The organism is Pseudomonas lurida (assembly GCF_013522705.1).
In the GTDB taxonomy this organism is placed as follows: domain Bacteria; phylum Pseudomonadota; class Gammaproteobacteria; order Pseudomonadales; family Pseudomonadaceae; genus Aquipseudomonas; species Aquipseudomonas quebecensis.
In genome coordinates, this window is record NZ_JAAMRE010000039.1 from 1 (window position 1) to 25,701 (window position 25,701).

General features: G+C 60.4%; 34 protein-coding genes. All 34 read right to left on the bottom strand.

Annotated elements, in window-relative coordinates:
• Positions 1–3,832: TipJ family phage tail tip protein (gene gpJ, locus G7025_RS24605; RefSeq protein WP_181081614.1), on the bottom strand; the 3,832-nt coding region annotated here is incomplete at its 3' end.
• Between the two features lie 52 nt (positions 3,833–3,884).
• Positions 3,885–4,472 carry a tail assembly protein gene (locus tag G7025_RS24610; RefSeq protein WP_181081615.1) on the bottom strand — a complete coding sequence of 196 codons (588 nt, stop codon included), beginning with the start codon at positions 4,470–4,472 and terminating at the stop codon, positions 3,885–3,887.
• A complete protein-coding gene (locus G7025_RS24615; protein ID WP_181081616.1) occupies positions 4,469–5,251 on the bottom strand; it encodes a C40 family peptidase in 783 nt (260 codons plus the stop codon). Before G7025_RS24615 ends, G7025_RS24610 begins: the two co-directional genes overlap by 4 nt.
• 2 nt (positions 5,252–5,253) lie before the next feature.
• Positions 5,254–5,958, bottom strand: coding sequence for a phage minor tail protein L (locus tag G7025_RS24620; protein ID WP_181081617.1), 705 nt, complete (start codon positions 5,956–5,958; stop codon positions 5,254–5,256).
• A 48-nt stretch (positions 5,959–6,006) separates the two neighbouring features.
• A complete protein-coding gene (locus G7025_RS24625) occupies positions 6,007–6,357 on the bottom strand; it encodes a phage tail protein (protein ID WP_181081618.1) in 351 nt (116 codons plus the stop codon).
• Positions 6,357–9,074 carry a phage tail tape measure C-terminal domain-containing protein gene (locus G7025_RS24630; protein ID WP_181081619.1) on the bottom strand — a complete coding sequence of 906 codons (2,718 nt, stop codon included), beginning with the start codon at positions 9,072–9,074 and terminating at the stop codon, positions 6,357–6,359. Before G7025_RS24630 ends, G7025_RS24625 begins: the two co-directional genes overlap by 1 nt.
• 66 nt (positions 9,075–9,140) lie before the next feature.
• A complete protein-coding gene (locus G7025_RS24635; protein WP_181081620.1) occupies positions 9,141–9,446 on the bottom strand; it encodes an outer membrane protein assembly factor BamE in 306 nt (101 codons plus the stop codon).
• A gap of 51 nt (positions 9,447–9,497) precedes the next feature.
• Positions 9,498–9,692, bottom strand: coding sequence for a hypothetical protein (locus G7025_RS26900; protein WP_258197734.1), 195 nt, complete (start codon positions 9,690–9,692; stop codon positions 9,498–9,500).
• 56 nt (positions 9,693–9,748) lie between these two features.
• Positions 9,749–10,078 (bottom strand): hypothetical protein, encoded by a 330-nt coding sequence (locus tag G7025_RS24640; RefSeq protein WP_181081621.1) that lies wholly within the window; start codon positions 10,076–10,078, stop codon positions 9,749–9,751.
• A 39-nt stretch (positions 10,079–10,117) separates the two neighbouring features.
• Positions 10,118–10,615 (bottom strand): hypothetical protein, encoded by a 498-nt coding sequence (locus G7025_RS24645; RefSeq protein ID WP_181081622.1) that lies wholly within the window; start codon positions 10,613–10,615, stop codon positions 10,118–10,120.
• Positions 10,616–10,670: 55 nt separating this feature from the next.
• Positions 10,671–11,057, bottom strand: coding sequence for a DUF3168 domain-containing protein (locus G7025_RS24650; RefSeq protein ID WP_181081623.1), 387 nt, complete (start codon positions 11,055–11,057; stop codon positions 10,671–10,673).
• A complete protein-coding gene (locus G7025_RS24655) occupies positions 11,050–11,553 on the bottom strand; it encodes an HK97-gp10 family putative phage morphogenesis protein (RefSeq protein ID WP_181081624.1) in 504 nt (167 codons plus the stop codon). Before G7025_RS24655 ends, G7025_RS24650 begins: the two co-directional genes overlap by 8 nt.
• Positions 11,554–11,556: 3 nt before the next feature.
• Complete coding sequence (locus tag G7025_RS24660; RefSeq protein ID WP_181081625.1) at positions 11,557–11,727, bottom strand: hypothetical protein; 171 nt, start codon at positions 11,725–11,727, stop codon at positions 11,557–11,559.
• 9 nt (positions 11,728–11,736) lie between these two features.
• Positions 11,737–12,069, bottom strand: coding sequence for a head-tail adaptor protein (locus tag G7025_RS24665; protein ID WP_181081626.1), 333 nt, complete (start codon positions 12,067–12,069; stop codon positions 11,737–11,739).
• On the bottom strand, positions 12,069–12,545 hold the full coding sequence (locus tag G7025_RS24670) for a head-tail connector protein (RefSeq protein WP_181081627.1): 477 nt from the start codon (positions 12,543–12,545) through the stop codon (positions 12,069–12,071). Before G7025_RS24670 ends, G7025_RS24665 begins: the two co-directional genes overlap by 1 nt.
• A 2-nt stretch (positions 12,546–12,547) precedes the next feature.
• Positions 12,548–12,805, bottom strand: a complete 258-nt coding sequence (locus tag G7025_RS24675) for a hypothetical protein (protein ID WP_181081628.1) — start codon at positions 12,803–12,805, stop codon at positions 12,548–12,550.
• 41 nt (positions 12,806–12,846) lie between these two features.
• Positions 12,847–14,055 carry a phage major capsid protein gene (locus G7025_RS24680; RefSeq protein WP_181081629.1) on the bottom strand — a complete coding sequence of 403 codons (1,209 nt, stop codon included), beginning with the start codon at positions 14,053–14,055 and terminating at the stop codon, positions 12,847–12,849.
• Between the two features lie 12 nt (positions 14,056–14,067).
• Entirely contained in the window at positions 14,068–14,940 is an 873-nt protein-coding gene (locus G7025_RS24685) for a head maturation protease, ClpP-related (protein WP_181081630.1), read from the bottom strand.
• 3 nt (positions 14,941–14,943) lie between these two features.
• On the bottom strand, positions 14,944–16,242 hold the full coding sequence (locus tag G7025_RS24690; protein WP_181081631.1) for a phage portal protein: 1,299 nt from the start codon (positions 16,240–16,242) through the stop codon (positions 14,944–14,946).
• A complete protein-coding gene (locus G7025_RS24695; protein ID WP_181081632.1) occupies positions 16,242–17,966 on the bottom strand; it encodes a terminase large subunit in 1,725 nt (574 codons plus the stop codon). Before G7025_RS24695 ends, G7025_RS24690 begins: the two co-directional genes overlap by 1 nt.
• The gene (locus G7025_RS24700; protein ID WP_181081633.1) at positions 17,966–18,451 is read right to left on the bottom strand and encodes a phage terminase small subunit P27 family; all 486 of its coding nucleotides are present in this window, start codon (positions 18,449–18,451) and stop codon (positions 17,966–17,968) included. The genes G7025_RS24695 and G7025_RS24700 overlap by 1 nt, the downstream gene beginning before the upstream one ends.
• A gap of 135 nt (positions 18,452–18,586) precedes the next feature.
• Positions 18,587–18,982, bottom strand: a complete 396-nt coding sequence (locus tag G7025_RS24705; protein ID WP_181081634.1) for an HNH endonuclease — start codon at positions 18,980–18,982, stop codon at positions 18,587–18,589.
• A gap of 18 nt (positions 18,983–19,000) precedes the next feature.
• Positions 19,001–19,339, bottom strand: a complete 339-nt coding sequence (locus G7025_RS24710; protein WP_181081635.1) for a hypothetical protein — start codon at positions 19,337–19,339, stop codon at positions 19,001–19,003.
• The gene (locus tag G7025_RS24715; RefSeq protein WP_181081636.1) at positions 19,339–19,710 is read right to left on the bottom strand and encodes a chemotaxis protein; all 372 of its coding nucleotides are present in this window, start codon (positions 19,708–19,710) and stop codon (positions 19,339–19,341) included. The genes G7025_RS24710 and G7025_RS24715 overlap by 1 nt, the downstream gene beginning before the upstream one ends.
• A gap of 118 nt (positions 19,711–19,828) precedes the next feature.
• Positions 19,829–20,392 carry a hypothetical protein gene (locus tag G7025_RS24720; RefSeq protein ID WP_181081637.1) on the bottom strand — a complete coding sequence of 188 codons (564 nt, stop codon included), beginning with the start codon at positions 20,390–20,392 and terminating at the stop codon, positions 19,829–19,831.
• A gap of 3 nt (positions 20,393–20,395) precedes the next feature.
• Positions 20,396–20,710: a hypothetical protein gene (locus G7025_RS24725; protein ID WP_181081638.1), complete on the bottom strand. Its 315-nt coding sequence runs from the start codon at positions 20,708–20,710 to the stop codon at positions 20,396–20,398.
• Positions 20,707–20,961 carry a hypothetical protein gene (locus G7025_RS24730; RefSeq protein ID WP_181081639.1) on the bottom strand — a complete coding sequence of 85 codons (255 nt, stop codon included), beginning with the start codon at positions 20,959–20,961 and terminating at the stop codon, positions 20,707–20,709. Before G7025_RS24730 ends, G7025_RS24725 begins: the two co-directional genes overlap by 4 nt.
• A 16-nt stretch (positions 20,962–20,977) precedes the next feature.
• Positions 20,978–22,258 (bottom strand): tyrosine-type recombinase/integrase, encoded by a 1,281-nt coding sequence (locus G7025_RS24735; RefSeq protein ID WP_181081640.1) that lies wholly within the window; start codon positions 22,256–22,258, stop codon positions 20,978–20,980.
• Positions 22,255–22,686, bottom strand: a complete 432-nt coding sequence (locus G7025_RS24740) for a VRR-NUC domain-containing protein (protein ID WP_181081641.1) — start codon at positions 22,684–22,686, stop codon at positions 22,255–22,257. The genes G7025_RS24735 and G7025_RS24740 overlap by 4 nt, the downstream gene beginning before the upstream one ends.
• Positions 22,683–22,979 carry a DUF1364 domain-containing protein gene (locus G7025_RS24745; protein WP_181081642.1) on the bottom strand — a complete coding sequence of 99 codons (297 nt, stop codon included), beginning with the start codon at positions 22,977–22,979 and terminating at the stop codon, positions 22,683–22,685. The genes G7025_RS24740 and G7025_RS24745 overlap by 4 nt, the downstream gene beginning before the upstream one ends.
• Positions 22,951–23,712 carry a replication protein P gene (locus tag G7025_RS24750; RefSeq protein ID WP_181081643.1) on the bottom strand — a complete coding sequence of 254 codons (762 nt, stop codon included), beginning with the start codon at positions 23,710–23,712 and terminating at the stop codon, positions 22,951–22,953. The genes G7025_RS24745 and G7025_RS24750 overlap by 29 nt, the downstream gene beginning before the upstream one ends.
• Positions 23,712–24,488: a helix-turn-helix domain-containing protein gene (locus G7025_RS24755; RefSeq protein ID WP_181081667.1), complete on the bottom strand. Its 777-nt coding sequence runs from the start codon at positions 24,486–24,488 to the stop codon at positions 23,712–23,714. The genes G7025_RS24750 and G7025_RS24755 overlap by 1 nt, the downstream gene beginning before the upstream one ends.
• An 11-nt stretch (positions 24,489–24,499) precedes the next feature.
• Positions 24,500–25,204 carry a phage antirepressor KilAC domain-containing protein gene (locus G7025_RS24760; RefSeq protein WP_181081644.1) on the bottom strand — a complete coding sequence of 235 codons (705 nt, stop codon included), beginning with the start codon at positions 25,202–25,204 and terminating at the stop codon, positions 24,500–24,502.
• Between the two features lie 68 nt (positions 25,205–25,272).
• Positions 25,273–25,695: a phage regulatory CII family protein gene (locus G7025_RS24765; protein ID WP_169902699.1), complete on the bottom strand. Its 423-nt coding sequence runs from the start codon at positions 25,693–25,695 to the stop codon at positions 25,273–25,275.
• Positions 25,696–25,701: the final 6 nt, after the last annotated feature.

Consider the following 25,701-nt stretch of genomic DNA (forward strand, 5'->3'; position numbering starts at 1 on the left):
TACGGAGGGTAAACGTGCCTGCCGGAATGTTGATTTCCAGCAGCGGTCGGCCTTTCGAATCCACCGCCGGCGAGCGAAGCACCATGCCCAGGATGATTTCCTGAATGATCGCCTTACTGATGATCGCCGTGTTGAACACAGCTTGGCCGTTCTCGATGACGAACATCGGGTCAACCTTTCCGCTCACCTCGTTCACCACCGCAAAGCGCTGAGCGAAGATCAAGAATTCCGACTGCTCTCCATTCGATCCAAACGCTAGCCCCGACACCACCTTCCTCCCATCCACGATTGTCTGGGCCTTCATGGTGGTCTGTGCCGAAACTCTGCCGTCCAGACGGACGACTGTCTCGCTCACCGCCTGCACGGACGCACTTGTCTGCCCGATACTCGACTGCAGCGTTTCCGATACCTTGGCCTGCGCCTCGATTTCAGATGCTCGCACCCGCTTCTCAGTGCTGATAGCCGCGGTCGATTCCCACGCCTTAATGGCCCCCGCCAGATCGCCTGAGCCGTTGTCACCGCGGACAGAAGCACGCAGCGCCTCATTGCTCGAAGCCTGCGACGTGATCTTTCCGTCCAGGTTCGTGACTTTCGAATCCAAGCTTGTGATCGCCTGGGCATTGCCGGTCGCCTTCTGATCAACAGCAGAAAGATCGCTTTTAAGCTGGGTGATCTGCGTGGCCGACGTCTCGCGGTTGCTGGCTACCACCTGCTCCAGGACGGTCAGCGACGACTTGTTTTCGCCAACCTGAGCACCCAGGCTAAGCAGTTGCTGGGCCATCGCGTCGTTTTCACTAGCTCGGGTTTTACGCTCAACGGCAAGATCTGCCGTGGACGTCCACCCTTTGATCGCGTCGGCAAGTTCGCCGGCGCCGTCACCACCACGAGCAGCGGAGCGCAGCGCCTCCACCGAGGTAGCAGTAGCCACGATTTGGCCGTCGAGTTCCCCGATCTTCGTCTCGATGATCTGCACCTGGGATGCCAGCGCGTTCGCTGTTTCCAGGATGGTGCCGATGTCGGTCCAATAGTCTGCGTCGGGCGGCGCCTCTCCCACGGGCACCGGACCTTTTGCTTGGTAGAGACGTTGATCAAGCCGGACTATGTCGCCCTTAAGATAGGGCTTGGCCGGGTCGTAAGCGAGCGCATCGGTCACTTGCTGGATCAGGTCTTCCAGTTCCTGCTTGGCTTCCTCGAGGCGTTCATTTACAGAGCCTGGACCGTCGCCGGTGATCAGCTCGATCTCTGCGCGCAGGCCTGGGTACAGAGCGCCCTTGCCGATCTTCTCGGCGTAGTACGCGTCATAGTCGCTCTCGTTGGTGCTGGCTTGGCCATTGACGGCGCCAGGTACCGGGAAGAAAGGGCCGACGTTGCCGGTCCTGTCCACCAGGCGAGCCCAGAAGAACAGGCTTGCACCAGGCAACAGCGCGTGCATCTCGTGCTTCGCCTGCGGATAGCTGAAGTCGCTAAGCTTGATCGCAGTCGTCAGGTCCGCCGATTGGCTGTACCAGAGTTCCGTCCGCTGGGTGTCTTCGGCACCTGGTGGAAATCCCCACTGGATACCGATGCCATAGACCAGGCTGGTGGTGGTCAGGAACGACACCGCCGGCGGCGCCCCGGTTTTCCCTTCCAGATTGGTCAGGACTGAGGTTTTCGGGATCGACGAAACGTTGAGCGCGCTTACCGCCCTGACTCTCGCCATGTACTGACCCGAGTAGATTCCGCGCACGTCGACCATTAGCTCGGCGGTTTGCGGTACCGTCATCCATTCGCGCGCGCCCCACTTCCACTCGACGTCATAAGCGACCGCACCCGGCGCTGCATCCCAGGCGATAGACATAACCGTGACGGCGATACCCTGCTCTATCACGACGTGCTGGCTCAGCATCACGCGCGCCGGAGCATCCTGCGTGCCCACGGGGATGCCGGTGATTGGCCGGGTATCCACCACGGCACCGTTATCGATCGCCGGAAACTTGCTCGGGTCGTGTTGGATTACCTCGAGCTGGTACTGGTGCCACTCCGGCCGCGTGACGTTGCGGACGTAAAACTGCATCAGCTTTAGGTCTTCGTAATCGAGGATCCAGCCGCTTTCTGGCAACGGCTGCTCACTGAAATCTGCCATGACGGTGACATCTCGGCCGGCTACGGACTTCACAACACGGGCCTCAGATTTCCCACTGGGTAGGTTGACCATTAAGCGCGCGCCAACGGGCACAACCGTATCCCGATCAAGCGTAACCACGCGGCCGGCGGACGCTGAGATGCGCCCGCCGTTGTTTCTGCCCACCAACATCGGGTCTGCCACGGCGATGACCTGCCCAGGCTTTGGAATGCCGCCATCCAAGCCGACACGGAACACACCGCCTTGTGTTTGGAGCTTCTCCGTAAGGGCAGCCCACTGGCCGGCGCGCTGCGCCTGGCCCTGCGATGTGCACGCGATAGCGCTCACAGACGTCTCGCGAACGATACCGCCCAACTCAACCATTGCCTCATCGTCGAACACCGGTTCCTTGTCGGTTTCGAAGCCCTGGTCAGGGTTGTCCCAGGCCACCATGTACAGCGTGTGGCGATCACGCGCGCGCGTGCCCTCGTACTTGACGGCGCCGTTGTTCAGGATTTGGGTCTGGTTGTAGGTGTAGACCGGGTCGCCCGGCATATCCGCATTGACCACGATCTGGCTTCCATCCCAGTAAGCCAGACCGTGAAAGATCGATGCCAGGTCCTGCAACACGGCGTAGGCCTCGGCCTGCTTCTGCAGGTACAGGTTGCAGGTGAAGCGTGGCTCCATGCCGCCTTTGCCGTCCGGCACCATCTGATCGCAGTGCTGCGCAATGCGATAAAGCGACCAGCGATCAACCATCGTGGCATCGATGCGATCGCCCAGGCCGTAGTACGGGTGCAGCACCAAGTCGTAAAAGACCCATGCCGGGTTGTTGGTGTAGGCCTCTTTGAATGTACCGTCCCAGATGCCGTTGCTGGTACCGGTGCCCGACGTCGCATAAGTGCGCGTCGAGGCGTCATAGTTGCTCGGCACGCGAACGATGCGGCCGCGCATCAATACCGCAATCTTGGCGATATCGCCGCCGAATGTCTGGGCGTCGTACTCGATCGCGCTGACGGCGGTAAGCGGGTATTCCTGGTCGCTGTCGACTACCTCAGCGATGGCCTTTACCACCATCTGATCGGCCACCAAATCCGAATTGGCGTTCGGCGTCAGCCGGCGAACTCGAATCGTCCAGCGGTTGCCGTCTGGCAGTTCCAGCCGGTGCGCACGCTCGTACTCGGTGACGTTCTTGCGATCAACGAACGACACTAAGGCCTCGACGTACGGCCCGCCGTCAGTTGCGATATCCACGGCGTAATCGATTCGCACGCCATTGATATTGCCGGACGCGTCCTGGCTTCGCAGGGCTGGCCAGCTCAGGCGCAGGCGGATCGCGTCGGCCACCTGGTTGGTCACGGTGTGCAGCCAGGGCGTGCCGAAGATCAACTCCTGCTTTACGTCGATCTCGTTGCTGGCCTCGGTGATTCCTTCCAGCCGCTCCTGGTTGAGCTCGCCGCTGCGGAACTGCCATTTCACGCTCGGGTAGTTGAGCGTACCGTCCTCGCCCTGAATGGGCGTCCCGTCCAACTTGACCGAACGCAGCCCATTCACCGGACCGACGATGGGGCCCCAGCTCCACATGTAGACGATGCGCGCGGTGGAAATCGACGGCACGCTGTTCAGGGCAATGCTCGGCTTTTTCTCTTTGGCCTGGCCGCCCTTGCCGCCGTGCACGGCGCGGCGCTTGGGAGTGATCGCGCGGGGCGCCTTCTTTGCTACTGCGCTCATGCGCCCTCCAGAATGCAAAAACCCGCCGAAGCGGGTTGTGGTGTTGGTTGGATCAGATGTTGTCTTGGGTGTAGACCCCACCCGACTCCACCGCGCCACCGATCTCGCGCTCTCCGTACAGCAACGGGTATGGGTTGCCCTGGGCGATGGTGGTGACGGCGCCGCCGAAACCGTAGCTTGGGTTGTTGCCGTCGTCGTTTTGGTTGTCCGTGGATACGTTCGTGGCCGGCGAAAGCATCTGCACCATTCCGCCCAGGCCGACCGCCGCACCCGCAGCCAACAGGCCCATGCCAAGGGCAGACGACGTGCCGCCGGTGAACAGGCCACCCACAATCAGCGCCACCCCGAGGATGGTCTGGAACAGGCCGGCCTGCTTACTTCCCTGGATAATTGGCTGGATGCGGATATCGCCTTCGGTCCGACCAACCATCCCGAGCTCTTCAAGGCCTATATTTCGCTCGTCGACAAACACAGCGAAAACCATGCCGCGCTCTTCGGCGCTGCGCATGAACTTCTCGAAACCGGGCTTCATCATGCAGAGCGCTGTTGTTGCGTCGTGGATGCCGTGCAGGTCGAGCCGGTATTCCTTGCCAAACTTCTTGCCCAGCACCCCGCCGAGCTTGATGGTGCGCATTGTCATGGGCGGTAGTCCTTGTGCCGGAGTATCAGCCGAACGCGGTTGGCCAGCGACCAGCCGTAGATCTCGCGCGCCGCCAGGCGGCCGGCCATGTGGTGATAAATGAACGGTCCAAAGCCGCCCAGGACCGGTGCAGGTTCACTGGCCAGCGACGGGTCATCACCCAGATAGATCGCGGCGTGGTTGGGGAAATAGCATTCCCGGCCCGGTGTTGGAACCTGCAACACCAGCATGTCGCCCCGCTGCGCCTCGCTCACCTGGTAGAAGCCGACCGCCGCGAAGTTGTCTTCGTAGAGGCTTGGGCCGTCTTTCTTCTCCCACCACAGGTCGGTGCGCTCGAAGTTCGGCAGATCCAGGCCAGCCTCGCGCGCGTACCAGTCGCGACATGCTGCCCAGCAGTCCAGCAGACCATGGGAGAAATCACGGCCCAGCAGTGGCGCCTGGAAGCCCGCTGGCTTGAACCACTCGAAGTCCCCGCCGGGCCAGCCCACGATGCCCCAGGGCAATTCGTGCAATTCGCAGCTGACCCGGTCCGCCATACTCGGCGTGGGCGCCTTGTCAGGGTGGCTGTGGATGATCGCCAGCACGTCACCGCGATCCTCGGCGGCAGCCATGTCCTTGTGGTCGATCTGGAAGTGTTCGCGCGGCGTCGTGGCGAGGTTCGAGCAGGGCACGTACTCCCTACCGGCGGCCGACTTGATCAGCACGCCGCAGGCTTCTGCCGGGTAGACACGCTCAGCGTGCGCGCGGATCTCGTCCTGCAGTGTTTTGTTGATGCGCATGGTCACCTCGATCGTGCGATAAGGCTCGCGCCCATGGACCCACCAAAGCGGCGGGTGTTGCCTCGGATCTTGCAGCTGCTCCACCAGCCGCCGCACCGGTCCAGCGCCGGGTTGTCGGTAGGTTGGTTCTTTTTGTCGAACATCGCGCTGCCGGTATAGGCACAGGCCTCCTGCCGATACCCGCCGCGGCACGCCCACCGGCAAAGCTTGGTGATCTGCTGGGAAGGCAACATCTGCCCTTCCATGTCCGTCGGGCTCGACAGCGAAAACGTGACAGAGATGCTGGGCAGCGCCTCTGTCTTCTGCTCGATAAACCAGAGGTTCGTCCTGCTCTGGTTGCTGGCATCCGGGTTGCCCTCGGGGAAGTTGGCCGCATCCAGGAAGTGACGGAATGTCTCAATGACCTTGACCCGGCATCCAGCCAGGTCGCGGAACTGGAAGCACAGGGCGGTGATTGCGCCGCGCACGCCGCCGAGCTCATCGTCGACCTGGAGCGTCGGCGTGGCCGGCCGGCCGTCACCGCGAATATCGAACCCCTTGGCCTCGATCTGCAAAGGCGAATACAGCTGGCCCTGCCAGATGATGTCGCCCTCATGGGCGTGCCCGTGGAAGCGCCAGATAGTGGCGCCCAGGCGTGTGGCGTCCAGTTCGTAAAGCCTGATTTGATTGCCAGGCTCCAGCTTTTGAAGATCGGAGTTGTAAATCATGGGGCCCCACAAACAAGAAGCCCCGCACAGGGCGGGGCTTGATAAGGGTTAGGGTCTAGGGTTGAAAACCTGCTTCACCGAGAAGGTGACGGTGTAGATGTTCGCGCCCAGCGCTTTCTTCTTGTAGCCGTTGGTTCTGTACCAGCCTTCCGGTTCCCCGGGCGGCGAGTAGCGGAAGGCCTTGTAGCCTTCGTGTCGATCGAGGAACTTGATCAACTCCGGCAACTCTTCGCCGGGGTAGTCTTCGCCGGTGTGCACCAGGTTCCAGACTTGGCTCTTGGTGTTGATACCAATCCCCCCCGCCTGGGCCATGCCATCGCCGAACTGGTTCTCCCATGTGCGCTGACTGACATCGCCGTCTGCCCCAGCCTCAACGTCAAAATCAAATGTCTCAGCCATCAACGCCTCCACAGCAGACCGTTCTGCCCCATTTCACGTTGGAGGAATCTCCTGAACTGAGCCTCCTGCCCCGCTTCCATCGCCTCTCCTTGGCGTCGAGCATCCTGGTCGCTCATCCCTGGTTGAGCCTGAACTGTTACCTGAGGGCTATAGACAATCTGAACGGGGCCGCCAGTAGGCGCGCTTGATGCCCCGCCGGAGTCGACCATGGCAGCACGTCCATTACCAACTGACTCCAGGCTGCCAGCGCCGATCTGCGCATAGGGCTGGGCACCGCTCAGGCTGTTGTCGATCCTGGACAGCATTGCATCCAGTTTCGCGCTGGTTTGAGCAGTGGTCACCCGCTCGCCCTTTTGCAGGAACCAGCTGCCGTCTTCTGGAACCGAGTCGATACCGTCGTGCGCCATACCCGAGAGGGCAGTCATGCCCACCGCTTGCGCAAGAGGGCCGGTGACGGTCAGTGCTGTAGCCATCGCGGCAGGCGCAGCCGCTGGCCCGATGATCGGGATAGCGGCCGTTGACGCGTACGCGTTGAGCCCCGCCTGGAGCGACATCGCCGCAGCATTCGCACCCAATGTCGTCGCGGCGCCCGCCTGGGTGGTCTTACCCACCAATAGTTGCACACCTTGGTAGATCAGCCACTGGGCTGCCATATCACTGAGAGCATTAAGCATTGACTTGGCGAAGTTACCGACCATGTCACCCAGGGCGTCCCCGGCATCCTCTGCGCCACTGGCCACGTCCGAGAAGAACGTGCCGAGACCACTGGTGCCTTGCTGTAGCGCTGTGTTAGTGAGGTCTGCGGCCTGGGCAGAATAGTTCCTCGCCGCGTCTGCGTAGTTCGCCCACGCTTCGTTGACGCCGTTCATCCAATTGGCTTGCTGCTCATCAGTGGCAGCATAAAAGTTCTGCTGATCTTGCAAACGCTTGTCGTACTCGCGCTTGAGGACCGCCGTTTCCTTCGCGTATAGCGAGTCTCCTATTTGACCGGTGTTGTGCTGCTCCTCAAGGTTAGCCACATCAGCTGCATATTTTTGGCGCATTGCCAGGTCAGCACGCATCCGGTCACGGGCCTTGTCGCCCATCCCGACGCCGGCAAGTTCCTGATCAAACCCGTCCTTTGTGGTTTGAGTGGCCAACGCTTGCGCGTTCTTGAACGCCGTCAGCTTGAGGGCGTCCTCATTAGCTTTCTGGATCTCTTTGAGCTTATCGAGCTCGGCGGCCAACCCCATGAGTTCCTTCTTGCGCGCTTCGCTCAGGTTGCCGAGCTTGCCCTCCTGCAGCTCGAACGAAAGCTTCATTACCTCGGTGGCGTCTTTCTGCTTGTCGCCCGTGGTGTTGATCAGCGCAATCTGCCGCTTGTAGCCTTCCTCAGTCGTCTTGAAGGCGTTGTCCAGTGCCTTCTGCGCGGCCTCAGCGGCTTTATCCGGACCGTTTTTGCCCAGCAAGCCGGTGATGCTGGTGGCTGGAAGTACGGTCGCAGGCGTCTCTGGTGTTTCCGACTTGCCGTCATCCCACCCCATTTGCTTGGTGTAGCGCTTGTACTGGTCCAGCTTGGCCTCGGCCTCGCGCTGGGCGGCCTTCCAGTCCTTGTTCAGCAGAGCGTCACCAACGTACAGCGACGGGTCAGTAGCAATCTTTCCCAGTGGCCCGGATGCATTGTTGTAAGCGGCCAGGTTGTCGACCAGTTCCTGCTGCTTGGCTACGCCAGCCAGGTGGCGGTCCTTGTCGGAGCCGAACGCCGATGCTTTGAGCACCTGGTACTGGTTGATCAGGCTTTGCACGTCCGCCGGGAGGCGGGCTATGCCCTGAGCGGCAGCACCCGTTATTTTGAGCACCATCGCCGCCAGGTCGGTCATGCCCTGCTGAAACTCGGGATCAGTGACAATGGCGTGCAGTGAATCCATCGAGTCTTGCAAGGGACTGATATCAACGCTGGCCAGACCGGCAGCGAACTCGTTTTTGAGACCCTTGGCTTGGTCTTCCATATCCTTCAGCAGATCGTAGGTCTTCACAAGAGCGTCGATCTGCTTCTGGTCCATTGCAATGCCGTAGTCGCCGGCCTGCTTCGCCAGCTTGCGGAAGCCCTCGGCGTTGTTGTCCAGCAAGGGCAGCATCCGCGATAGGTCGTTGCCAAGGCTTTCAAGGATGTTGATCTTCTCAGCCTGAGTGCCGACGCTCTCCAAGCCTTTGGCGATCGCCAGCAGTTGCTGGTCGGGTGTGAGCGTGGCAAGCGCCTTGGCCGAAAGCCCTAGCTTGTTCAGCGCGTCTACCGCCTCACCGCCGTTGGTGATCAGCACGTCACCGATCTTGTCTCCAATGTCCTTGAAGATATCGGCCATGTTGTCGCCGGATAGACCGGCGCGCTCGGCGGCGTACTGCCACTCCTGGAGTGACCGAGTGTTCATCCCAAGGGACTTGGCCCAGCGCTGCGTCTCGGCTGTCGCCTCTGCGGTCTGCTTGAGCATTGCCAGGGAGGCGGCGCCGGCAGCGGCGGCGCCAGTGACCAGGCTGGCGACCGCAGTGCCGGCGAGCTTTCCAGCTTGTTCTGCGGATAACCCCATGCGATTAAAGGCACGGTCCACTACGCCCAGGTTACCGTCGATTTTCTTACTTGCGTTGCCGACAGCGTTATCAGCACGGTTCAGCTCACTGCGCAGCTGTTGCGTCGTCGCTTCAATGCGCACCAGCATCCCGTGTACGTCAGTGTCGGCCATACTTTTCTCCAGGCAAAAAAAACCCAGCACGTGGCTGGGCTCTTCGTTTTCTATTTCTAAAGCGGATTACGGGTTCGCGGTATCTGTAGTGGTGAAGCTCGCCACCTTGCCGGTGGAGTCCAACACAACACTCAATGCTTGGTTGGTGTAACTGGAGCCAGCGAAACCGACCTTTGCATAACCCCAAGACATAACTTGCGTTCCATCAGAGTTTCGCGCGGTAACCAAAGGCTTGCCAAAACTGCTAAGCAAGTCCTGTTTGGTTGTTACGCCCGGTTTGATTTGGTCAAGTTGGGCTTGAGTAACAGGCTTGCCGTATGTACTGCAGGCTACCAGCAGGCATACCGCTATTAAAGTGAGTACCTTTTTCATTACGTTGCTACCTCTCCATTTGAGAGCGCAATCTACCAGAAACAATATGGCTCAAGCTGTCTGCCTACCGGTCAGAGCGTGGCGCAGCTTATCCGCCACGGTAGACGCCGTAGGCTTCTCGGTCTTGGCCTTTGTCTTGCCAGTGCCGAAGGGGTTGGTCATCTGCGCCCACTCGATCTTGGCATCCATGGCCAGGAACAGTTCGGGTATCGGAGTGGACCAGGCCAGCTCCGGCGGCCAACCCAGCCAGCCGGTGGCTACCGCATAGAGCCGGTCGACGTAGCTGCCGTTCTCGACAGCACTTACGCCGCCGCCGGCTTTTCCTTTCCCGCGTCAGGGCCTTTCGGGTTGTACAGCGCCACCAGGTAAGCGTTCAGCTGCACAGAAACGTCCACCACGCCCGCCAGCCAGACCTGCTCAGCGACAGCCCCGGCCGCCTTGCCTGTCAAGCCAGCACCGCCGGCGATGATAACCGCACAACCTTCGATGCTCAGCGCATTGATAGCCTGAGACGCCCCGCGCAGCCCTCCGAAGTGCGCCTCGATCGCGCGGACAGCGCCAAGCGTCGGGGTCAAGGTGTAAGTCTCGTCGCCAAGCTTGATGCCGACCGTTCCGTAAAGGGTCTTGCTCATTTGTCGAATCCTTGGGGTTCGGGGCCGGAGCCCCGCAGGTTAGGCGGCGGCAGCCGGGAGGATTTCCAGGATGTCGGAGTTGATGCCGATGGTGACGTTGCGGCGAACCACGTTGTCAGCAGCGCCGGCGGCGACTGTGTTGTTCATCACCTTGCCACGCAGGTAGAACGTGGTAGGCAGGATTGCCGGGGTGGCATCAGGATCGCCGTCGTTCAGGGTGATCTTGATGTTGTAATCGCCCTTGCTACGGTCGCGGTGAGCGATCTTCAGCTTTGCCTGGCCCAGGTCGCCGTTGTCCAGGCCTACGGCCAGGGTGAGGTCTCCGGCGTCCGCCGTGCCCTTATACTTGCGCACGCGGCCATCGCGCAGCGAGGTGAAAGTCACGGAGCTGAACGTATCACCGAACTCACCCAGGTCTTCCACCTCGCCGATATCGACGTAGGTATCCGCCTTGTAGAGCGCTTCAGTGTCTGCGCCGTTCTTGCTGCCGATACCGATACGGCAGCCGGCGGCTGTATTGAGGTTGTCTTCGGCCATGGGGGATCCTCCAAGGGCACATTGGATAAAGCCGCGGTGCGGCCGGGTGTTGGGATTAGTGGGTGGTGATGACGCGCACCGTTACCGATCCTTGATACGTGACGCCATCAGCATCGCGCTGGGCGTCGGCCTGCTCGACGCGGACCGATACAGCACGCCCGACGGTCAACGGCAGGCGGCGCTCGTCCAGAGCAGCAACAACCTCGCCGAGGATGCGCTTCACCTCGGCCTGGCCATGGGCGTCAGACCAGACCGACAGGTAGATCAGCCGCTGCTCGCGCTTCCGGCCGGCAATGGGCGAGATGTTTGTGGATATCTCTCGATCAAACGAAACGTATGGCATAGGCGAGTTCATGGGCGCGCCGTCGTAGACAGGGCACGACACCTCAGCCAGTAACCGAGCGTAAAGCGCCTCCTGCAGCGCAACAGACGGATCAGCCATTAGATAGTCCCTTGCTTGCCTTGCTGAGTGTCCGGCCTATTGCCGCCTGGATATTGGCAATCACATATTCCCGGTTCACGTCCTTCGCAGGTCGAAGCCATGGATGCGCAGGCCTCGCCGGAATATCCGGATACTTGCCGAAGAAGTTTGAGCCGTCGGCCTTATTCGTCGGTCGGCGAGCTCTGCCGCCGGCACGCTTGTTGCCGGTGTATCCCTTGGTCCCGTATTCGACAAACCGCATGTAGAAGAAACGCTGCTTGTTCTTCTTGCCCCTGATACCGATCTGGGCGTCGAGGCCACTTTGCGAAACAAAAACCGTCAGAGCGGCGGCGGCGGCGCCCGTATCTTTCGGGATCAGGCTTTTCATCGTGGAGAGAATCCGCTCGGCACTGTCGCGCATTACCGGCGCCAGCTCGTTATCCATGGTCGCGTGGATGTTGCGCAGCGTGCGGCGCAACTTGAAATCACCGGACATGCGCGATCGACGGGCGGCCATGGCCTACTCCTTGGGCTTGGCCGGCTTTTCAGCGGCGGGCGCTGCTTCGGGTGCTGGTGCTACCAGGCCGCGCGCAACAAGATCGGCGCCGAGTTTGGCATCGACCACAAACTCATCACCCTTCTCTCGGTCACCAGTGGCGCCAGACAGGGTTCCCAGGGCAACAACTTTCATAATTTACCTCTATGGATTGGGTACGTTTGAACAGAGCAGTCGAAGCATGTCGCGCTCGTTGTTTGGGAGCGCAGCTTCGATCAGGTATGTGGTGGCGATTCCATTTGCGGTGTGCACCAGCCGGTTCCCGGCCACTGCGTCCGCGCGCGGTCTGATGCGTATCTCAGCGGCCACCACCGCCTTCAACTGCTCAGCGACTGGTGCGGTCCGCCCGGTCGGCATGGTGATCTCACACCAAAGTTTTACGAGCTCCACCCATGAAGTGTCGAAGCCGCCCGTTTTATTTTTCGTCAGGACCGGTTTGAACATGGTGCATCGATGACGCAATGGGCCGGCTCTCATCAGACCCCCATGCCGATACGGTACGGCGCCAGCAACGATTTGCTGGTCAGCGGTAGCTCGGTCCCAGTAGTTCCCACTACAACCTCTTCACGGTTGGCGTAGAGGTGTCCAAGCTTCAGCAGGCAGGCCGCCTCGATCGCTTTGTTGGTGACCATCCCGAACTCGTCCATGTCGATAATCTCGAAGGTTTGCACCAGCACTTTGCGAGCCAGCTCTCGCAGCCTGCCGCGATCCTCGGCATTTTCTGGAGCGTCGGCCTGAACCAAGGCGGCCCGATAGACAGCACGCGCTGCCTGGGTGCGCTGGAAAGTTGTAGCCTTCGCTAAATCAAGGGCGGCTTGATCAACAAAGAACGAACGATTCAAGTACGCCATCGCTGCCGCCTCAGCACCATCCAACTGGGATTGCACCAAGTCCCGGTCTTCGCTTTCAGCGCGCAAGTGCTTCATGGCCAACTCGATATCGATCACGCTCATGCTTAATCAGCCTTTTTCTTGTCGGTGGCGTTTGCCTTGGGTGCAGACTTTTGAGTAGCGGCCAAACTAGTGGAAGTCATTGGGGCGGTTTCAGCTTCTGTGTCAGTCAGATCCACCAAGGCCTCATCCTTGCCTTCGTCTGGCTCGGCATAGCCTTTCTGCAATAACTGCCGGCCGTGCTGCTCACCAGTTAAAAACGAGGTGCCTTCAACCAAAGTTCGGCCACCGAGATACAGCGGCTTGAGGGTCTTCAATTTCATGTCAGCCTCCGAAGGGCCGCCACTCAGGCGGCCCCGATATATCAAGGGGTTGGAGTGGCGAAGGTGCCGTAGATGAACGCTTCCGGACGCTTAACAGCCAGCGCCAGACGCTCTTCGCAACGGATCGAGATCATGTTCTTCTCGAAGTCATCGGCGTTTTCGGTGGAGATCACCACGTTGGCGTCCTCGCGGTCGAAGATCTGTGCGCCTGTCTGGAAAGCACCGGTCAGGAACTTGCCCAGGAACGCTGCCAGTTCGGTTGCAACAACAGGCAAACCCCACAGAGTTGGGCCGGCGAGGCTCAGCGGGTTGCCTATGATGTAGCGACCCAGGGTGTCCTTGGTCAGCTCGATCTTCGCCCAGTCGGTGAAGTGGAGCACGTGCCCGCTGGCCGGCAAGCGCGCCAGCTGCGACTGGAGCATGGCCAGACGCAGTTGGTCGATCTGAGTCATGGCGTCAGGCTGGAATGCTGCCGAATAAGCTTCGGCCTGCGGCACGATTCCGTGCAGGTGCACACCAGTGCCGTCGCCGAACAGAATCTCCGACTCTTCCGCGTATTTCAGGCCGTAGCGCATTTCTGCGTCGATGGTCGATTGCAGCTGTGCGAAGTCATCCAGGATCTGCTTCGAAGCCTTGAACATGTGCGCGATAGTGGTAACCGGCGTGATCTTGGTATTGAACTGGATGTCGCTGTACGGTTTCTGGGTGTTTTCAGCGACAACGCGCGCGGCGTTGGTAAAGCCGGTCTGTTGCACCCAGAAGATCGCAGGGGACGTGGTGCGCCCCGGTGCGATGAGATCACGGATGAACAGTCGCTGCTTCGGCATCACGTCGATACCTGGCAAGCGCTGAGGCTCAACAACGCCTTCAGCAACTCCGGTGCTGAGCAAAGCGGCGTGTACGGGGACGCTGACGCGGCGGTTGCCTTGGATGCTCTTCGCGAACTCGGCAAGAGCTTCGCTTTTGATCACGGTGCCGCCAAGGGTTTCGCGCTGAGCGGCAGCTGCCTGGGTTGGAATTCGGGCGAACTCCTGCTCCAGTTCGCCGAGTTGAGCCTTGAGTTGCTTCTCAGCTTCAGTGAGGGTATTGAACTTCAGGGCCATCTCGTCGACGGCAGCCTTGGTTTCTGCGGAAAGGGTGCCGGCCTTCTTGGCCTCGCCCAAGGCGGATTCGGCCTTGGCGCTGAATTCGCTGGAAGCCTTTTCCAGCTCGGCACTCATTTTCGCAAGCAGTTGGGCTTGTTCGGACATATTGAATTTCCTCTATTTGGTAGCGGCTGCCGAGAAACGAGCGAGAGCTCGTTCCAGATCGGCTATCGGTTCGGCCAGATTGGCCAGCGTGTCGGCAGCGTCTTGCGTACCGGGCCCGGCAGCGCAAGGCGTGCCAGACTTGATTTCTTGAATCAGGGATCGGCGCTCACTGCGGGGCATGCCCTGCTTGGCAAGCAGCAGATCAAGTTTTCGGGCGGCTACTAGGCTTGCCTGAGTCTTCCCGCCCTCCTTGATCGAATCGGAATCGAGCAGCGAATCGGCAAAACCCTGGTCAACCGCCGCGGATCCACCGATCCAAGTCTCGGCATCCATCAGGGCCTGCATAGCCTTGAGATCGCCGCCAGTGCGGGCAGAGTAGATATCGCCCATGGCCGCGTCGAACGGCTCCATCATGTCGGCCACTTCGCGGAACTGGTGGCGGTTTCCGGCGGCGATGGTCCAGCCGTTGTGGATCATCAGGAAGCCAGAACGCGCGACCTGTAGGTCGTCGGCAGCCATGGCGATGATTGAGGCCGCAGAGGCGGCTAGGCCCAGCACCTTCACTGTCACATGCCCCTTGTACTCCCTGAGAATGTTGTAGATCGCCAGGCCCTCGAACATGTCCCCGCCTGGGGAGTTCATGTTCACCGTCACGTCAGCGCCGTCCATGCTGCGCAGCGCGGCCGAGATCCACTTGGCGGTAACGCCTTCACCGGACCAGGGATCGAAGCCGATCGCGTCGAGCATGGAAATAGTGTTCTTGGCATCGCCATCAGCAGCCTGGATGGTCGAGTTCCAACGCTCCAATGCCTGTGGCATCAGATCGAAGGAAACACCCGCGCACGGGCGACCCACCGGAGCTGCCGGAAGGCTACGAATTGTCATGGGTTATTCTCCAGATCTGCCGGTGGAACGGCCTTTATCAGTTGGGTTTAGCCAGTCGGACAGTGCAGACCTGACCCTTTCGCCGCTATCCGCCCCCTGGCCAAGCTGCTCAATGGGCAACAGGTTCGATTGCACGGTGTACACGTCGCCACCGGGAATCGGCGGGAGGTTCTCCAGCCGACGGACCTCATTGCGGCTCATCCATCCATTCTGCAAGCAGATGTTGTAATAGCTGGCCCTGCCCTGGCTGTCGGCGCGGAGCAGGCCTTCGACGGCGAACTCGGCGAAATAGCGATCATCACGGTCCAGCAGACACCGGCCGATTTCCTGCTCAATGTTTTCCAGCAGGGGCCGGAGGCAGTTGGTGAGGAACTGCAGGTTCTGGCCCTCAACGCTGGATGCCCAGCTGCTCTGCTTGTCCATGTGCCCGACCATGAACGGGGGCACCCGGAACCACCGGCAAACCTCCTCAATACCATAGGCTCGGGACTCAAGCATCTGAGCCGCCTCGGGGTTCATGGTGATGCCCTGGTACTTCAACCCTGCCTCGGCCACCATGATCTTGCCGGCGTTCTTAGAACCCATGAAGGCCTGCAGGCTGGCTCGAAGCTGCTCGCGCTGCTCGGGCTTGAGAGCGGTGTCGCTGCTCAATATCCCCGATGCCTGCATGCCTTGGGCAAATACCTTCGCCGCCGCCTCTTCAGCAGAAATTGCGGCACCCATGATCTCCTTCCCGGTAGAGACAGGGAGCATCCCGCAGACCCCATCCAGGCCGAAGCCGCGGATATGCATGAGGTCACCCTCAGAGATTACCCTGGGCTTTCCGTCGAGCGTATAGGTGTACTGGAGGCGCCCCGTATCAAGGCGCTTTACCGTCATAAGCTGCGGCAGCAACGGGTTCAGCGCAACGATCCGCGCACCGATGCGCTTCTTCTCGACGAAGGCATTCCCGCGCAGGCAGATGCTGGCCACCACCATAAGCATGAAGCGACCCGGCGTCATTTCTGCGTTCGGACGTTTCGTGAGGATGTCGTAGAGCGGGTGGCTCGTGGCGGCGATACGACTGCCGTCCGCGCCACGCTCATACAACCGCAGAGGCAGAGTGGAAACTGTCTCCGAAAGCAACCGCACGCACGACCACACAGCCGATAGCTGCAGCGCCTTGTCGACCGTGACAACCTGGCCGCTCGCGGAAGTGCCGAACCATTCTTGCCAGAACGCCTTATCGTTCAGGCCTACGGGCACGCCGAGCCAGCTTTGCAGGGCCGATCTGACCCGTCCAGGCTTCTTTTCGCGCGCCATCAAATGCCTACCATAATTGGATTTTCGTAGAAGCCACTCGTATCAGGCTCGCCCGCATTCGCCAGCACCCGACCTATGGCCATGATCAGCGCGACAGCGCCGTCGATCTTGTTGTCATCGCCCTGCTTGATGGGGCGAACGACGTCGTCGTTGCCCGGCAGGTTCTTGCCAATCACGTTGCCGACACACCAGGTCATGATCGGATTGCCGTCGTGATGAAACCGGCCCGCTTCAATGGCGGCCTCCAACTCCTTCATGGGGTCGGACATGTTGGTGTAGTTTTGCGTGATCGTGATCGGCTCAAAACCCTGGTCATCAAGGTCATGACTCAGGCCTGTCGCACCATGAGGGTCAATCGGACACTCGCGAACCGGGGCTTGGTGGTTCGCCTCCTTGGTGTCCTCGAGGATCTCGCGGTAGTCGACCTCTGCCCCGTCGGTCACATCCAGATGCTTGGAGTGAATCCAGGCCTGGAAGCGCTCAGCCATTCGCTTGTTATCGGTATTGAAGGCAGTGTCGTACGGAACCCAGAACTTCGGCGCAATGCTGTAGTAGTGGTTCTTGCCATCGACCACCCGCCAGAACAACCTGGCCCTCGAGTTCATATCGAGCTTGCGCGCTAAGTCGAAACCGGCAATCCACTCCTGCCCCTCGAACTGCTCCAGGGTCAGCGACGTGTCTTCACATGCCTTCCAGCTTTCCATGTTGTAGAAGCCGGACTTGGCGCTCACCCAAAGGTTGAGGTGCTTGGTTTTGAACGTGTTGGCGAAGCGCGCCGAACGAATGGCCCTGGCCTGCTGACTTTCCAGGTACTCCTGAAACACCGAGACGCCGTGGTTCGGATTGGCCTTGGCCAACATCTTCGGGTCGGTCCAGTCGTCTCCCTCGTCCAGCGTCCAGATCCAGCCGAACAACTCTTCGTCCGGTACGGTGCCGGCCAGCATCTCAACGACCTGGCGCCGCTTGTCGTAGCACGGCCCCTCAATATCGGCGCCGGCGGTGGTGATGATGAACATCAACGGCTGACGCCGTGCGCCCATGCCTGTGAGCATGGTGTCGTACTGGGCCGAAGTTGGGTGTTCGTGATACTCGTCGACGATGGCGCAGCTTGGAGATGCACCGTCGCCAGGGTTGCCGATCAGCGGCTCGAAGCGGCTGAAGTCGGACGGGATGTTCATGTTCGAGGCGTTCACCTCGATCCCGGCAGCCTGAATCAGCATCGGCGACTTGCTGACCATCAGCTTGGCGGGCCGGAAAACCTCCCAGGCTTGCTTCTCAGTGGTCGCGCCGGCGTACACTTCGGCACCGAATTCGCCATCGGCGACGAACATGCTGATGCCCACGCCTCCGGCAACAACCGATTTGCCGTTCTTCCTGGGCACTTCCCAGTAGCTTTCACGGAACCGGCGGTGCCCTCCCTTCTTCTTTACCCAGCCGAATGTCACGGCCAGGCCAAAAAGCTGCCAAGGCTCGAGCGTGATCAGCTGACGCTTGAATGCCCACTCACCCTTGGTGTGTGGTAACAGCTGCATCAGCTTGAGCTTTTTCTCTGCCTTCGCTGGGTCGAACTTGAAACGGAACCCGCGCTTACGGCTGGCCGCCAGGTCGTCGAAGTGGCGCTGCACTGCCTGGTGTATGTAGCGGCATGCCGGGACCTTCCCGCGGAGCAACGACCGACCCCACGCCATCGCCTTGTCGACGTTGGGATGGGCAGATTTGGTCATCAGCTACTCAGTAGTTTGGCGAATTCATTGGTTTCTTTTTCCTTGTTGCCGCCGATGAGTCGCGTGCGGCTGGCCGGGTCCAGGCCCAGCATCGAACCGAACGTCACCATCTGGCGCATCGTTTCGTTCGCGGCGGTAAGCGCGGGGTTCTTCATCGGTCCACCGGTGGCTCCGGTAACGACGATGCCGTGCAGCTGTATCGATTCCTGCGCAAGCCTCCAGTTGTCGTAGGCGCTACAGAAGGCCTCGACGTTGTGCAGGTCCGTGATCGCCACCACGTTCTCGCGCAGCAGCTCCGGAACAATCATGTTCCACATGGTGGCGGCCCGAGGGGTGAACCACTCAGGCGGATCGATCTGGGTAATCTTGGAAAACTGCGGCTCGGCTGTGTTCAGCGCGCGCTTGCCAGGGTTTCCGGCGAGTGCTTTTTTGGCCGTTGGCTTGGGTTTGCGACCACGGCCGGCGACCGTGGCGGTGCCTCCCATCGCGCAACTCCTGAATTTTTAATTTCGCGGGTGTAAGAAAAAGGCCAAGGGGACGGTCTAGCTACCAAAAGCCCCAGACTTTTGCCCCTCCCCCTCCGGTATTGAGAATCAACCTCATAAACCCGTCACAGTCGGTCAATTCGCACGATTTCTCGATGGATTGCCCCAACCGCCGTCCTCTGACGCTGTCTTGCGGCTGTGGCACGAGTGGCAGAGCGACTGCCAGTTGCTGCGATCCCAGAAGAGGGCCATGTCTCCCTTGTGAGGCACGATGTGGTCAACCTCAGTGGCAGCCGCAACCTCACCGCGTCGCTCGTGCTCCGCGCATAGGGGGTGCTTGACTAAGAACCCTTTGCTTGCCTGCTGCCACTTATAGTTGTAGCCGCGCTGCGCACTGGTTTCGCGTTGCCTCTCACGCCTCTTTGCCTCGGCACTCTTTCCAATGTCAGCATGGTCATCGCAGTAGCGAGCGTTTCGGGTCAGCGCATTGCAGCCCTGAGCGTTGCATGGTTTCTTCGGTCTCAAAGGCATAACCGCACCAACTCCGAATCATTGAGCAGCGCGACTGAGCGCTTCATCGGCCTTATCAGCTGCCTTGGCCGCCGTGTCTGCCGCCTGGACCGCCGTGTTCGATGCCTCTTGCACCTTGACCGCCGCGTCCTGGGTCTTCTCGGCCAAAGAGGTCAGCCGAAGGTCACGCTTGCCCAGGGCGGCGTCGTAAGCGGCGCGTACTTCGGCAAGCTGCTTGGTCTGCTCGCTGCTGGCTGACCATACACCGGCCTGGTATCCAAGGATGGATCCGCCGGCTACCAGCAACAGCGCGATTACCCAAACCTCAGCCCGCCTCCACCAGTGGCGGGCGATGAAGTTGATTGCGCATCTGTCCATCAGTTGACGCCTCCCAGCTTGGTTCGCAGGCGGGCGATCTCATCGCTCTGCGAGGTGACCGTTGCAGTGAGTTGCGCGACCTGGCTGGTGAGCGCCTCAATCTTGCCCTCCATCCGTCCAACCGCCGCAGCGAGCTCGTTGCGCTCTTTGGCGAACTGGTCGGCGCGTGCCTCGGCGGCGTTCGCTCGTGCACGCTCAGTGTCCAGTAGTTCGTTCAATCGCCTGACGGTGCCGATGTCGGCGTTATCCATCGCCCGATCGGTGGCGTCCTTCGAGAGGAACTTGCGAAGCCAAAGTAGGCCGCCAAGCGCGACGGTGGCACTACCGCCAAGCCAGGTAGCCGTGCCTGGGCCGAAGTCAGTAGGATCCATCCGATACTCCAGAAACGAAAAAGCCCCGCACAGTGGCGGGGCTCAGAATTTTGGGTCGTCTCTCATAACGCGCAAGATCGACATGATGGGGTTAATTTACGGCCAGTCGGCCAATGGGTCAAGCGGCATCTACAAAGATTTGCTCACTGTCGAATATCTCGGTCGCGTGGATGACAGCCTGCTCTTCCAGCTTCTCCAAACGCTTGTGGATTCCGCCGCGCCAGTTGCGGCGCGTCCGCTCCGGGGAGCCAGCAAGATCCCAGGTGTTCATGTCGTAAAACTCGGCGGGCAGCACGATCATATCTGTGGAGCGTTTCCCTATCTGCACGCCTTTCAGCTTCGGTATGGCCCACGCTGTCAGCGCCTTATAGACGAACAGCTGTGGCGCCGGGGAAACCATGCGGGCCACCAGCCTGCCGATGGCACCGACCTTGTTGGCCTTGTGCGTTGAGTACTTGGCCACCAACACATCCCATTGCGCTGGATCGAGTTGACGATGAAGCAGCGCGTACAGGCAGCAGTCGTAATCGAACTTGTCGCGCACGGACAACGTGCTGCCGGTGCCGCCCTGGCGAAGGTCGGCGTCGATCAACTTTTGCCATGACTGCTTGGTGCTGTTGTCTATGTTGTCTGCTGCCAGCACCCGCACCAGGGTACCCATCACGTCCTTATACATAGCCATGGCTCAATCCCCTGTGTAATTGGTGCCGCCGGCGCCGCGGCGGTTGTTCTGTTCGTATTGCTCGTGGGCACCGCCGATAACATGGCGAGCCCTGGCGATCTCGGTGAGCGCGTCTTTCAACCGCGCATTCAGCACCGGCACTACATCGCTCAACGGAAGAGTCTGGAGCGTGTGGCCGCAGACCCAACCAGAGCCCAGGCAGTGATCGCACTCGAGGTAGTGGAAAAGCCCGAGCACTTCGCCCTTCCCGTGGCAGAGGTTGCACTCGACGATGAACTTCAACTCCCGTCGGAATGCTGGGCCATGAGACTTTTTCATTCGGCCTCCAGGGGCAAGAAGTGCACGTCTGCGCGCGCAGCAATAAGCCCGCCACCGACAGCAAAAGTGCCTTTTTCAACCCCCATTACCACTGCAGGGCGATACCACGTTCCGCACCATTCGAAATTATCGAAGTTGGTCGGGCGCTGGTCGAGAACCTCAGTTTTGACCGCAACGCCTTTGACGATATAGCGAACAGTTACCTTCTGTTCGCCATCCTTGACGAGGTACAGCCACGTCGGATTAGCCATTTTTAAACCTCGCCTTTTATGGTTTCTGAATTTGGCTAGAGGCCGCGTCATTCATGGCCTCTGCGTCATTGTGCGAATTTCCGCTTCTAGTCATGGTCGAGCGGTGAATGAGCTTGAAACCCTTCCCGTCTAACCAGTCGTGCCACTTCACCAACGCCTCGCGCTTGAGCAGTTCGGCCGATGTGTGGATGTAGGTCTGCACGTTGCGGGTGAGCGTGTGGTTCACCAGCATCTCGCCAATGAGGAAGTCGACGCCCAGGTCTGTCCACCCGGTTCGGGCCACCTTGCGCAGGTCGTGGCTCGTCCACTCACCCTTGCCCAGCCTGGTGAACACTGCGCAGGCCTGACTGTCACTGATCGGCCCACGGCCCCGCGCCGGGAACACGTAGGTGCCCTTGTAGCCCTTGGCTGACTGCCAGTCCCGATACCGCTCCAGCAGCGCGCACACCTGATGGGTCAGTGGCAGGTGATGTTCGCAACGGGTCTTGGTGTTTTCGGTGGGGATGAACCACTCACCCTGCTCACCCAGGGTGAAGTGGGACCACTGCGCTTGCCTGGTCTCGCCTGCCCGGGTGCCGTGGCACAGCATCATCAGGGCCAGCATGCAGTCCTGTGGGTGCTGATCGAAGCCGGCGGCCAGTTCGCCAATCACTTCCTCGAGCTGTACGGCGCGCAGACGAGACGGCTTTGGCTGGATGCGGGCCTTGGTGAAGTCAGTGAACTTGAACCCGGCAATGGGGTTGGTGGTGATCAGGCGCAGCTTCTCGGCCTGGCGGAACGCAACCACCAGTACGCCCCACATCAGACGGACATACGACAGCGACATTTCAGCCTGCATCGGCCACATGACCAGTTTGTCGAGGGTGGAACGGTCGATGTCCTCCACCGACAACTCCGCGAGCCGTGGCTTCAGGTGGCAGGCGATGATCGAGGTGTTGGTGGAACGCCGCTTGGCTGAAAGACTGCGATCAATGGCTTGGCGCGCGGTGAACCAGTCGAGCAGATCGCCGACAGTCTGCAAGGTGCCGGCGGCGGCCGAGGCCTTTGGGTCAGCGGCCAGACGTTCGCGGATTTTCGGCAACGCGACGATCAACCCTTTCACCGGCAGCTGAGGAAACCCGGCGATCTTGTCCCACTTGCCGCCTGACACGAGGTACCAGGTTCCGCGCTCGCGGTTTTGATGGAAGCGGAAGTACACGCCAGGGTACCGAGCGTCACGCAGATCGCGGATCTGGTTGTTACTGGCCTGCCTGCGGATCTCCGCATCGGTAAACGAAGTGAGCATTGTCTGGGTCATGCGGCAGCCTTGGTTTGAGGTAGGAGTAGGTAGGCCCTCACAGCCTCGATGGCGTCGAAGTGCCCACGACAGACGATGGCCAGGTAACCCTGACCAGTCAGCGCCTGCAGGTATGCGTCCTGGGCCGGAGATACAGCCGCGTCGTGCGGCGCGGTCGCCTTGAATTCGATGTACAGGCCGAAGTACCCGCCGCGGGCCATGGGCAGTACCAGGTCGGGAACGCCGGCCTTCACGCCCTGCTCTTTCAGCTTGATCGCCACCAGCTTGTGCCGGTGCCCACCGTTAGGGACGTGGTAGATCAGCTTCGCAGCAGCGGGATAGCGCAGGCTGATCTCCTTGAGCAAGGCGGCCTGCTCCAGCCCCTCACGGTCGATGGACTTGGCGCGCGCGGGCTTCGCGCCAACGGACTGTGGGTTAAAGGGCTTCAAAGTTTCACCTTCCCTTCACGGATCAGGATGTCCTGGGTGCGCATAACGCCCTCGGCGAGAAACAAGCGGATCTCGTACTTGGTCAGCTGGCCAGGTGCGCGCAGCCGGCCATCGGCGATATCGTGGCAATAGCCGCAGGCCCATGCAGCCTGGAAGTCGTTCGGCTTCATGCCAACGCCGCATGTTCCGGCAAGGCGGTAGTGCGCCAGGACTGTGGTGGACGGCTCGCAAGAACAGCCAGGAAAGCGCACCTGGCAATCGCGATCACGCGCGGCTTTGGTGAGCTTGCTCATCGCGCCTCCCGATACCGAATCTGGCCATCAACTGTTGGCGAGCCGCTTTGCCGTCAGTTGTGATCCCCATTCGGGCTACCTGAGCAGAGGCGACCCGCTCAGTGAGCTCGGAGGCACGTTCCGCGGCTGACTTGTTGCCGTCGTAACCGATGCCGACGGCGATTTCCTCAAGAGGCAGTCCCTGTACCAGACGGCGGATGGTGATGTCGTACGCCCGGTCAAAGACCTTGCTGGCCTTTTCTGGAATCAGGTCGCCAAGGTTGTGCATCTCGCACTGGAGCGCAGCATGTCGCACTGCAACGTGGGACCAAGTGCGCGCGCCGAAACGGCTTGGGTGTGAGTTTTCGAGCGCCTCACGGAACGCCTTATCGTGGGAAGGAATGCCCAACATCTCGGGTGTCGGCTGGCACCACTTGATGAACTTGCCGACGCTTGGAGCGAAGTCGCCACCGATCTGGCGGCAGTTCTGCAGGCCGTAACGGATCTGCTCAAGGGTCGTTATCCCCGCAACGATGAACGCCTTGATCCAGCTGCGCTTGGCAGCATTCAGCGAATCGGCATCAGGCCAGGCCTGTTTCCAGGCAGGGAAAATCGCCTGCAATTCTTTGAACAGCGCGTTCACGACGTCGGCGGTGCCCGGAGGCAACTGCTTCGGCTGAACCAGCGCTACCGGTGGTAGATTGCCCATCGTGCTGAGCAGTTGTTCGGTGCTGCGTGGCTTCTTGTTTTCCATCACAGGTCTCCCAGATCATTTGCCCAGCTGGTGTCATCGAAATCAGGCGCCTTGCCCTGCCCCAACGCTTTGACGCGTTCGCGCCTGACCCACTGAACCAGTCGGTAGCACCAGCCTGCCGATGTATCAACGGTCGCTGGCTTGGCGACGAAGAAGCCCATGAAAGCCCTGATCGCCGGCTCAGGAACCGCATCGGCAGGAAGCCCGGCGATTGCGATCTGATCCGACAGCGCCTTCTCGTTCGGAGCCCAGGTGGCGAACATGGCGAAGCGTTGGCGATCATCCTGCGGCTCCACGGCGGCGCGGTTCTGTTCGTCGAGAGCGGATTGGATCTCGCGCTGCTGCAGCTGCTCTTCGGTTCCTTGATGGTTAAGTGATGGATTGGGTGCAGCGGCTGCACCCCGTTCTGTTCCAGACTGCACCCCGTTCTGTTGTGGGTTGCACCCCGTTGCATCATCTGCACCCCGTTTTGTACGGGGTGCAGGATTTGCACCCCGCAGTATCTGGAGGTCATAAACGACTGGCCGGCGGTCATGCCGATCAATGTGCACAGCGGCGATAGCTTGATTGCCCTTCTGGATCAGCCCGGACTTCTCCAGATCGTCCAGCTTGTAGCGGACGGTACGCTCGGAAAGACCTGTGTCCTGGGCCAGGGTAGAGGCGGACGGAAAGGCACCTGTGCCGTTCGAGCCCGCGTAGTTGGCCAGGCACAGCAGTACGTGACGCGCGCTTGAGTCTTTAAGGGTTTCGGTGGGCAGAGAGAGCGCCCAGGACATTGCTTGAACGCTCACAGCGAGTTTCCTTGGAGTTGTTCGGCTAGGGTAGTAATGCCTTTCCGGGTGACCATGACCTGCTCCACGACCTTGAGGTCTTGCTCGTCACCCTTCCCCACCTTGACGAGCTTGTGCTCCAGCAGGCCCGCGGTGAGGCGAGGTTGGTACGCAGACCAGGCCGAGAACGCGGCGCGGCGGTAGATCCAGCGGTTGTCGCTGAGCCACTTGAAGAGCTTCAGAGGGCCGACGCCGAGCTGCTTGGCGGCCGACGTGATGCAGATCGAGCCTTGAGTTGCAGATAGGCGCTCAAGGGCCAGGACCTTTGGAGCCTGCTGCTGAATGACCTGGTGCAGCGAAGCGTTGTGCTTGGCTTGATCGGCGGCAAGCTGAAGGGCTTCCGCAAAGTTGGAAGGCATCGATATGGTGTGTCGCGACACCTTTTCGAGTTCAGCCAGGCGTTTCACGACACGGTGCCGAAGTGGGATGCTGTAACCGGTGAGCAGCGTTTCGGTCAGTACGCGATCTAGCCGAACCTCCGAGGTGCGACCACGTTCATCCGTGTATCGAATTGCCTGGCTCAAATCTGAGCCAGTCTTTTCGAGAGCATCAAGCATCACATTGACGTCCCTCAAGACGTTCTTGTGCTGCTTGCCGGTGAGATCGGCGATCTCACGGGTCGACATCGTGACGGTATTGCTTGGAGCGACGAGTGTGTTCATAATGGCCCCACAAGTTTTATTGCTGTTGAAAGAGCCGCCCTGCCAGGCGGTTTTTTTATGCCTGCGATTCAGGCGGCCTTCAGCGATTCGCGCAGGATGTGTAACGCCTCAATGGCTTCCTGAATCGCTTTCTCGCCCTGGGCTTTTTCGTGCTGGCTGATGTGGTTGTCCGCAGCCGCGTCGAAGATCAGCCGACCGACGTCACCGCACTCGGCGGATAGATGGCCGAGGGCAACCATCAGCGGCTTGGCTGCCGGCTTCTCGCGCGCGACCAGCTCGTAGCCGAACTTGTCTGCCAAGGCCATCAGCGGGCGCATGTCGCCGGTGTGCAGAAGAACGCCGAACAGATGCTCAATCGTCAGGTGGTGAGCCGAGTTATCCGGATTCGAGCGCTGCAGCAGGCTGACGTGCGCGAGGCACATCTTCCCGGCAAGTTCCTCTGCCCCACTCTCCTTGATGGTGGTGTGGCAAGCCCTCAAGAAATCTTCCATTCGTAA

Coding starts and splice junctions, on each gene's coding strand:
- G7025_RS24610 (WP_181081615.1), bottom strand. CDS start 4,472: ATGACAATGCGCACCATCAAGCTCGGCGGGGTGCTGGGCAAGAAGTTT.
- G7025_RS24615 (WP_181081616.1), bottom strand. CDS start 5,251: ATGCGCATCAACAAAACACTGCAGGACGAGATCCGCGCGCACGCTGAG.
- G7025_RS24620 (WP_181081617.1), bottom strand. CDS start 5,958: ATGATTTACAACTCCGATCTTCAAAAGCTGGAGCCTGGCAATCAAATC.
- G7025_RS24625 (WP_181081618.1), bottom strand. CDS start 6,357: ATGGCTGAGACATTTGATTTTGACGTTGAGGCTGGGGCAGACGGCGAT.
- G7025_RS24630 (WP_181081619.1), bottom strand. CDS start 9,074: ATGGCCGACACTGACGTACACGGGATGCTGGTGCGCATTGAAGCGACG.
- G7025_RS24635 (WP_181081620.1), bottom strand. CDS start 9,446: ATGAAAAAGGTACTCACTTTAATAGCGGTATGCCTGCTGGTAGCCTGC.
- G7025_RS24640 (WP_181081621.1), bottom strand. CDS start 10,078: ATGAGCAAGACCCTTTACGGAACGGTCGGCATCAAGCTTGGCGACGAG.
- G7025_RS24645 (WP_181081622.1), bottom strand. CDS start 10,615: ATGGCCGAAGACAACCTCAATACAGCCGCCGGCTGCCGTATCGGTATC.
- G7025_RS24650 (WP_181081623.1), bottom strand. CDS start 11,057: ATGGCTGATCCGTCTGTTGCGCTGCAGGAGGCGCTTTACGCTCGGTTA.
- G7025_RS24655 (WP_181081624.1), bottom strand. CDS start 11,553: ATGGCCGCCCGTCGATCGCGCATGTCCGGTGATTTCAAGTTGCGCCGC.
- G7025_RS24660 (WP_181081625.1), bottom strand. CDS start 11,727: ATGAAAGTTGTTGCCCTGGGAACCCTGTCTGGCGCCACTGGTGACCGA.
- G7025_RS24665 (WP_181081626.1), bottom strand. CDS start 12,069: ATGAGAGCCGGCCCATTGCGTCATCGATGCACCATGTTCAAACCGGTC.
- G7025_RS24670 (WP_181081627.1), bottom strand. CDS start 12,545: ATGAGCGTGATCGATATCGAGTTGGCCATGAAGCACTTGCGCGCTGAA.
- G7025_RS24675 (WP_181081628.1), bottom strand. CDS start 12,805: ATGAAATTGAAGACCCTCAAGCCGCTGTATCTCGGTGGCCGAACTTTG.
- G7025_RS24680 (WP_181081629.1), bottom strand. CDS start 14,055: ATGTCCGAACAAGCCCAACTGCTTGCGAAAATGAGTGCCGAGCTGGAA.
- G7025_RS24685 (WP_181081630.1), bottom strand. CDS start 14,940: ATGACAATTCGTAGCCTTCCGGCAGCTCCGGTGGGTCGCCCGTGCGCG.
- G7025_RS24690 (WP_181081631.1), bottom strand. CDS start 16,242: ATGGCGCGCGAAAAGAAGCCTGGACGGGTCAGATCGGCCCTGCAAAGC.
- G7025_RS24695 (WP_181081632.1), bottom strand. CDS start 17,966: ATGACCAAATCTGCCCATCCCAACGTCGACAAGGCGATGGCGTGGGGT.
- G7025_RS24700 (WP_181081633.1), bottom strand. CDS start 18,451: ATGGGAGGCACCGCCACGGTCGCCGGCCGTGGTCGCAAACCCAAGCCA.
- G7025_RS24705 (WP_181081634.1), bottom strand. CDS start 18,982: ATGCCTTTGAGACCGAAGAAACCATGCAACGCTCAGGGCTGCAATGCG.
- G7025_RS24710 (WP_181081635.1), bottom strand. CDS start 19,339: ATGGACAGATGCGCAATCAACTTCATCGCCCGCCACTGGTGGAGGCGG.
- G7025_RS24715 (WP_181081636.1), bottom strand. CDS start 19,710: ATGGATCCTACTGACTTCGGCCCAGGCACGGCTACCTGGCTTGGCGGT.
- G7025_RS24720 (WP_181081637.1), bottom strand. CDS start 20,392: ATGGCTATGTATAAGGACGTGATGGGTACCCTGGTGCGGGTGCTGGCA.
- G7025_RS24725 (WP_181081638.1), bottom strand. CDS start 20,710: ATGAAAAAGTCTCATGGCCCAGCATTCCGACGGGAGTTGAAGTTCATC.
- G7025_RS24730 (WP_181081639.1), bottom strand. CDS start 20,961: ATGGCTAATCCGACGTGGCTGTACCTCGTCAAGGATGGCGAACAGAAG.
- G7025_RS24735 (WP_181081640.1), bottom strand. CDS start 22,258: ATGACCCAGACAATGCTCACTTCGTTTACCGATGCGGAGATCCGCAGG.
- G7025_RS24745 (WP_181081642.1), bottom strand. CDS start 22,979: ATGAGCAAGCTCACCAAAGCCGCGCGTGATCGCGATTGCCAGGTGCGC.
- G7025_RS24750 (WP_181081643.1), bottom strand. CDS start 23,712: ATGGAAAACAAGAAGCCACGCAGCACCGAACAACTGCTCAGCACGATG.
- G7025_RS24755 (WP_181081667.1), bottom strand. CDS start 24,488: ATGTCCTGGGCGCTCTCTCTGCCCACCGAAACCCTTAAAGACTCAAGC.
- G7025_RS24760 (WP_181081644.1), bottom strand. CDS start 25,204: ATGAACACACTCGTCGCTCCAAGCAATACCGTCACGATGTCGACCCGT.
- G7025_RS24765 (WP_169902699.1), bottom strand. CDS start 25,695: ATGGAAGATTTCTTGAGGGCTTGCCACACCACCATCAAGGAGAGTGGG.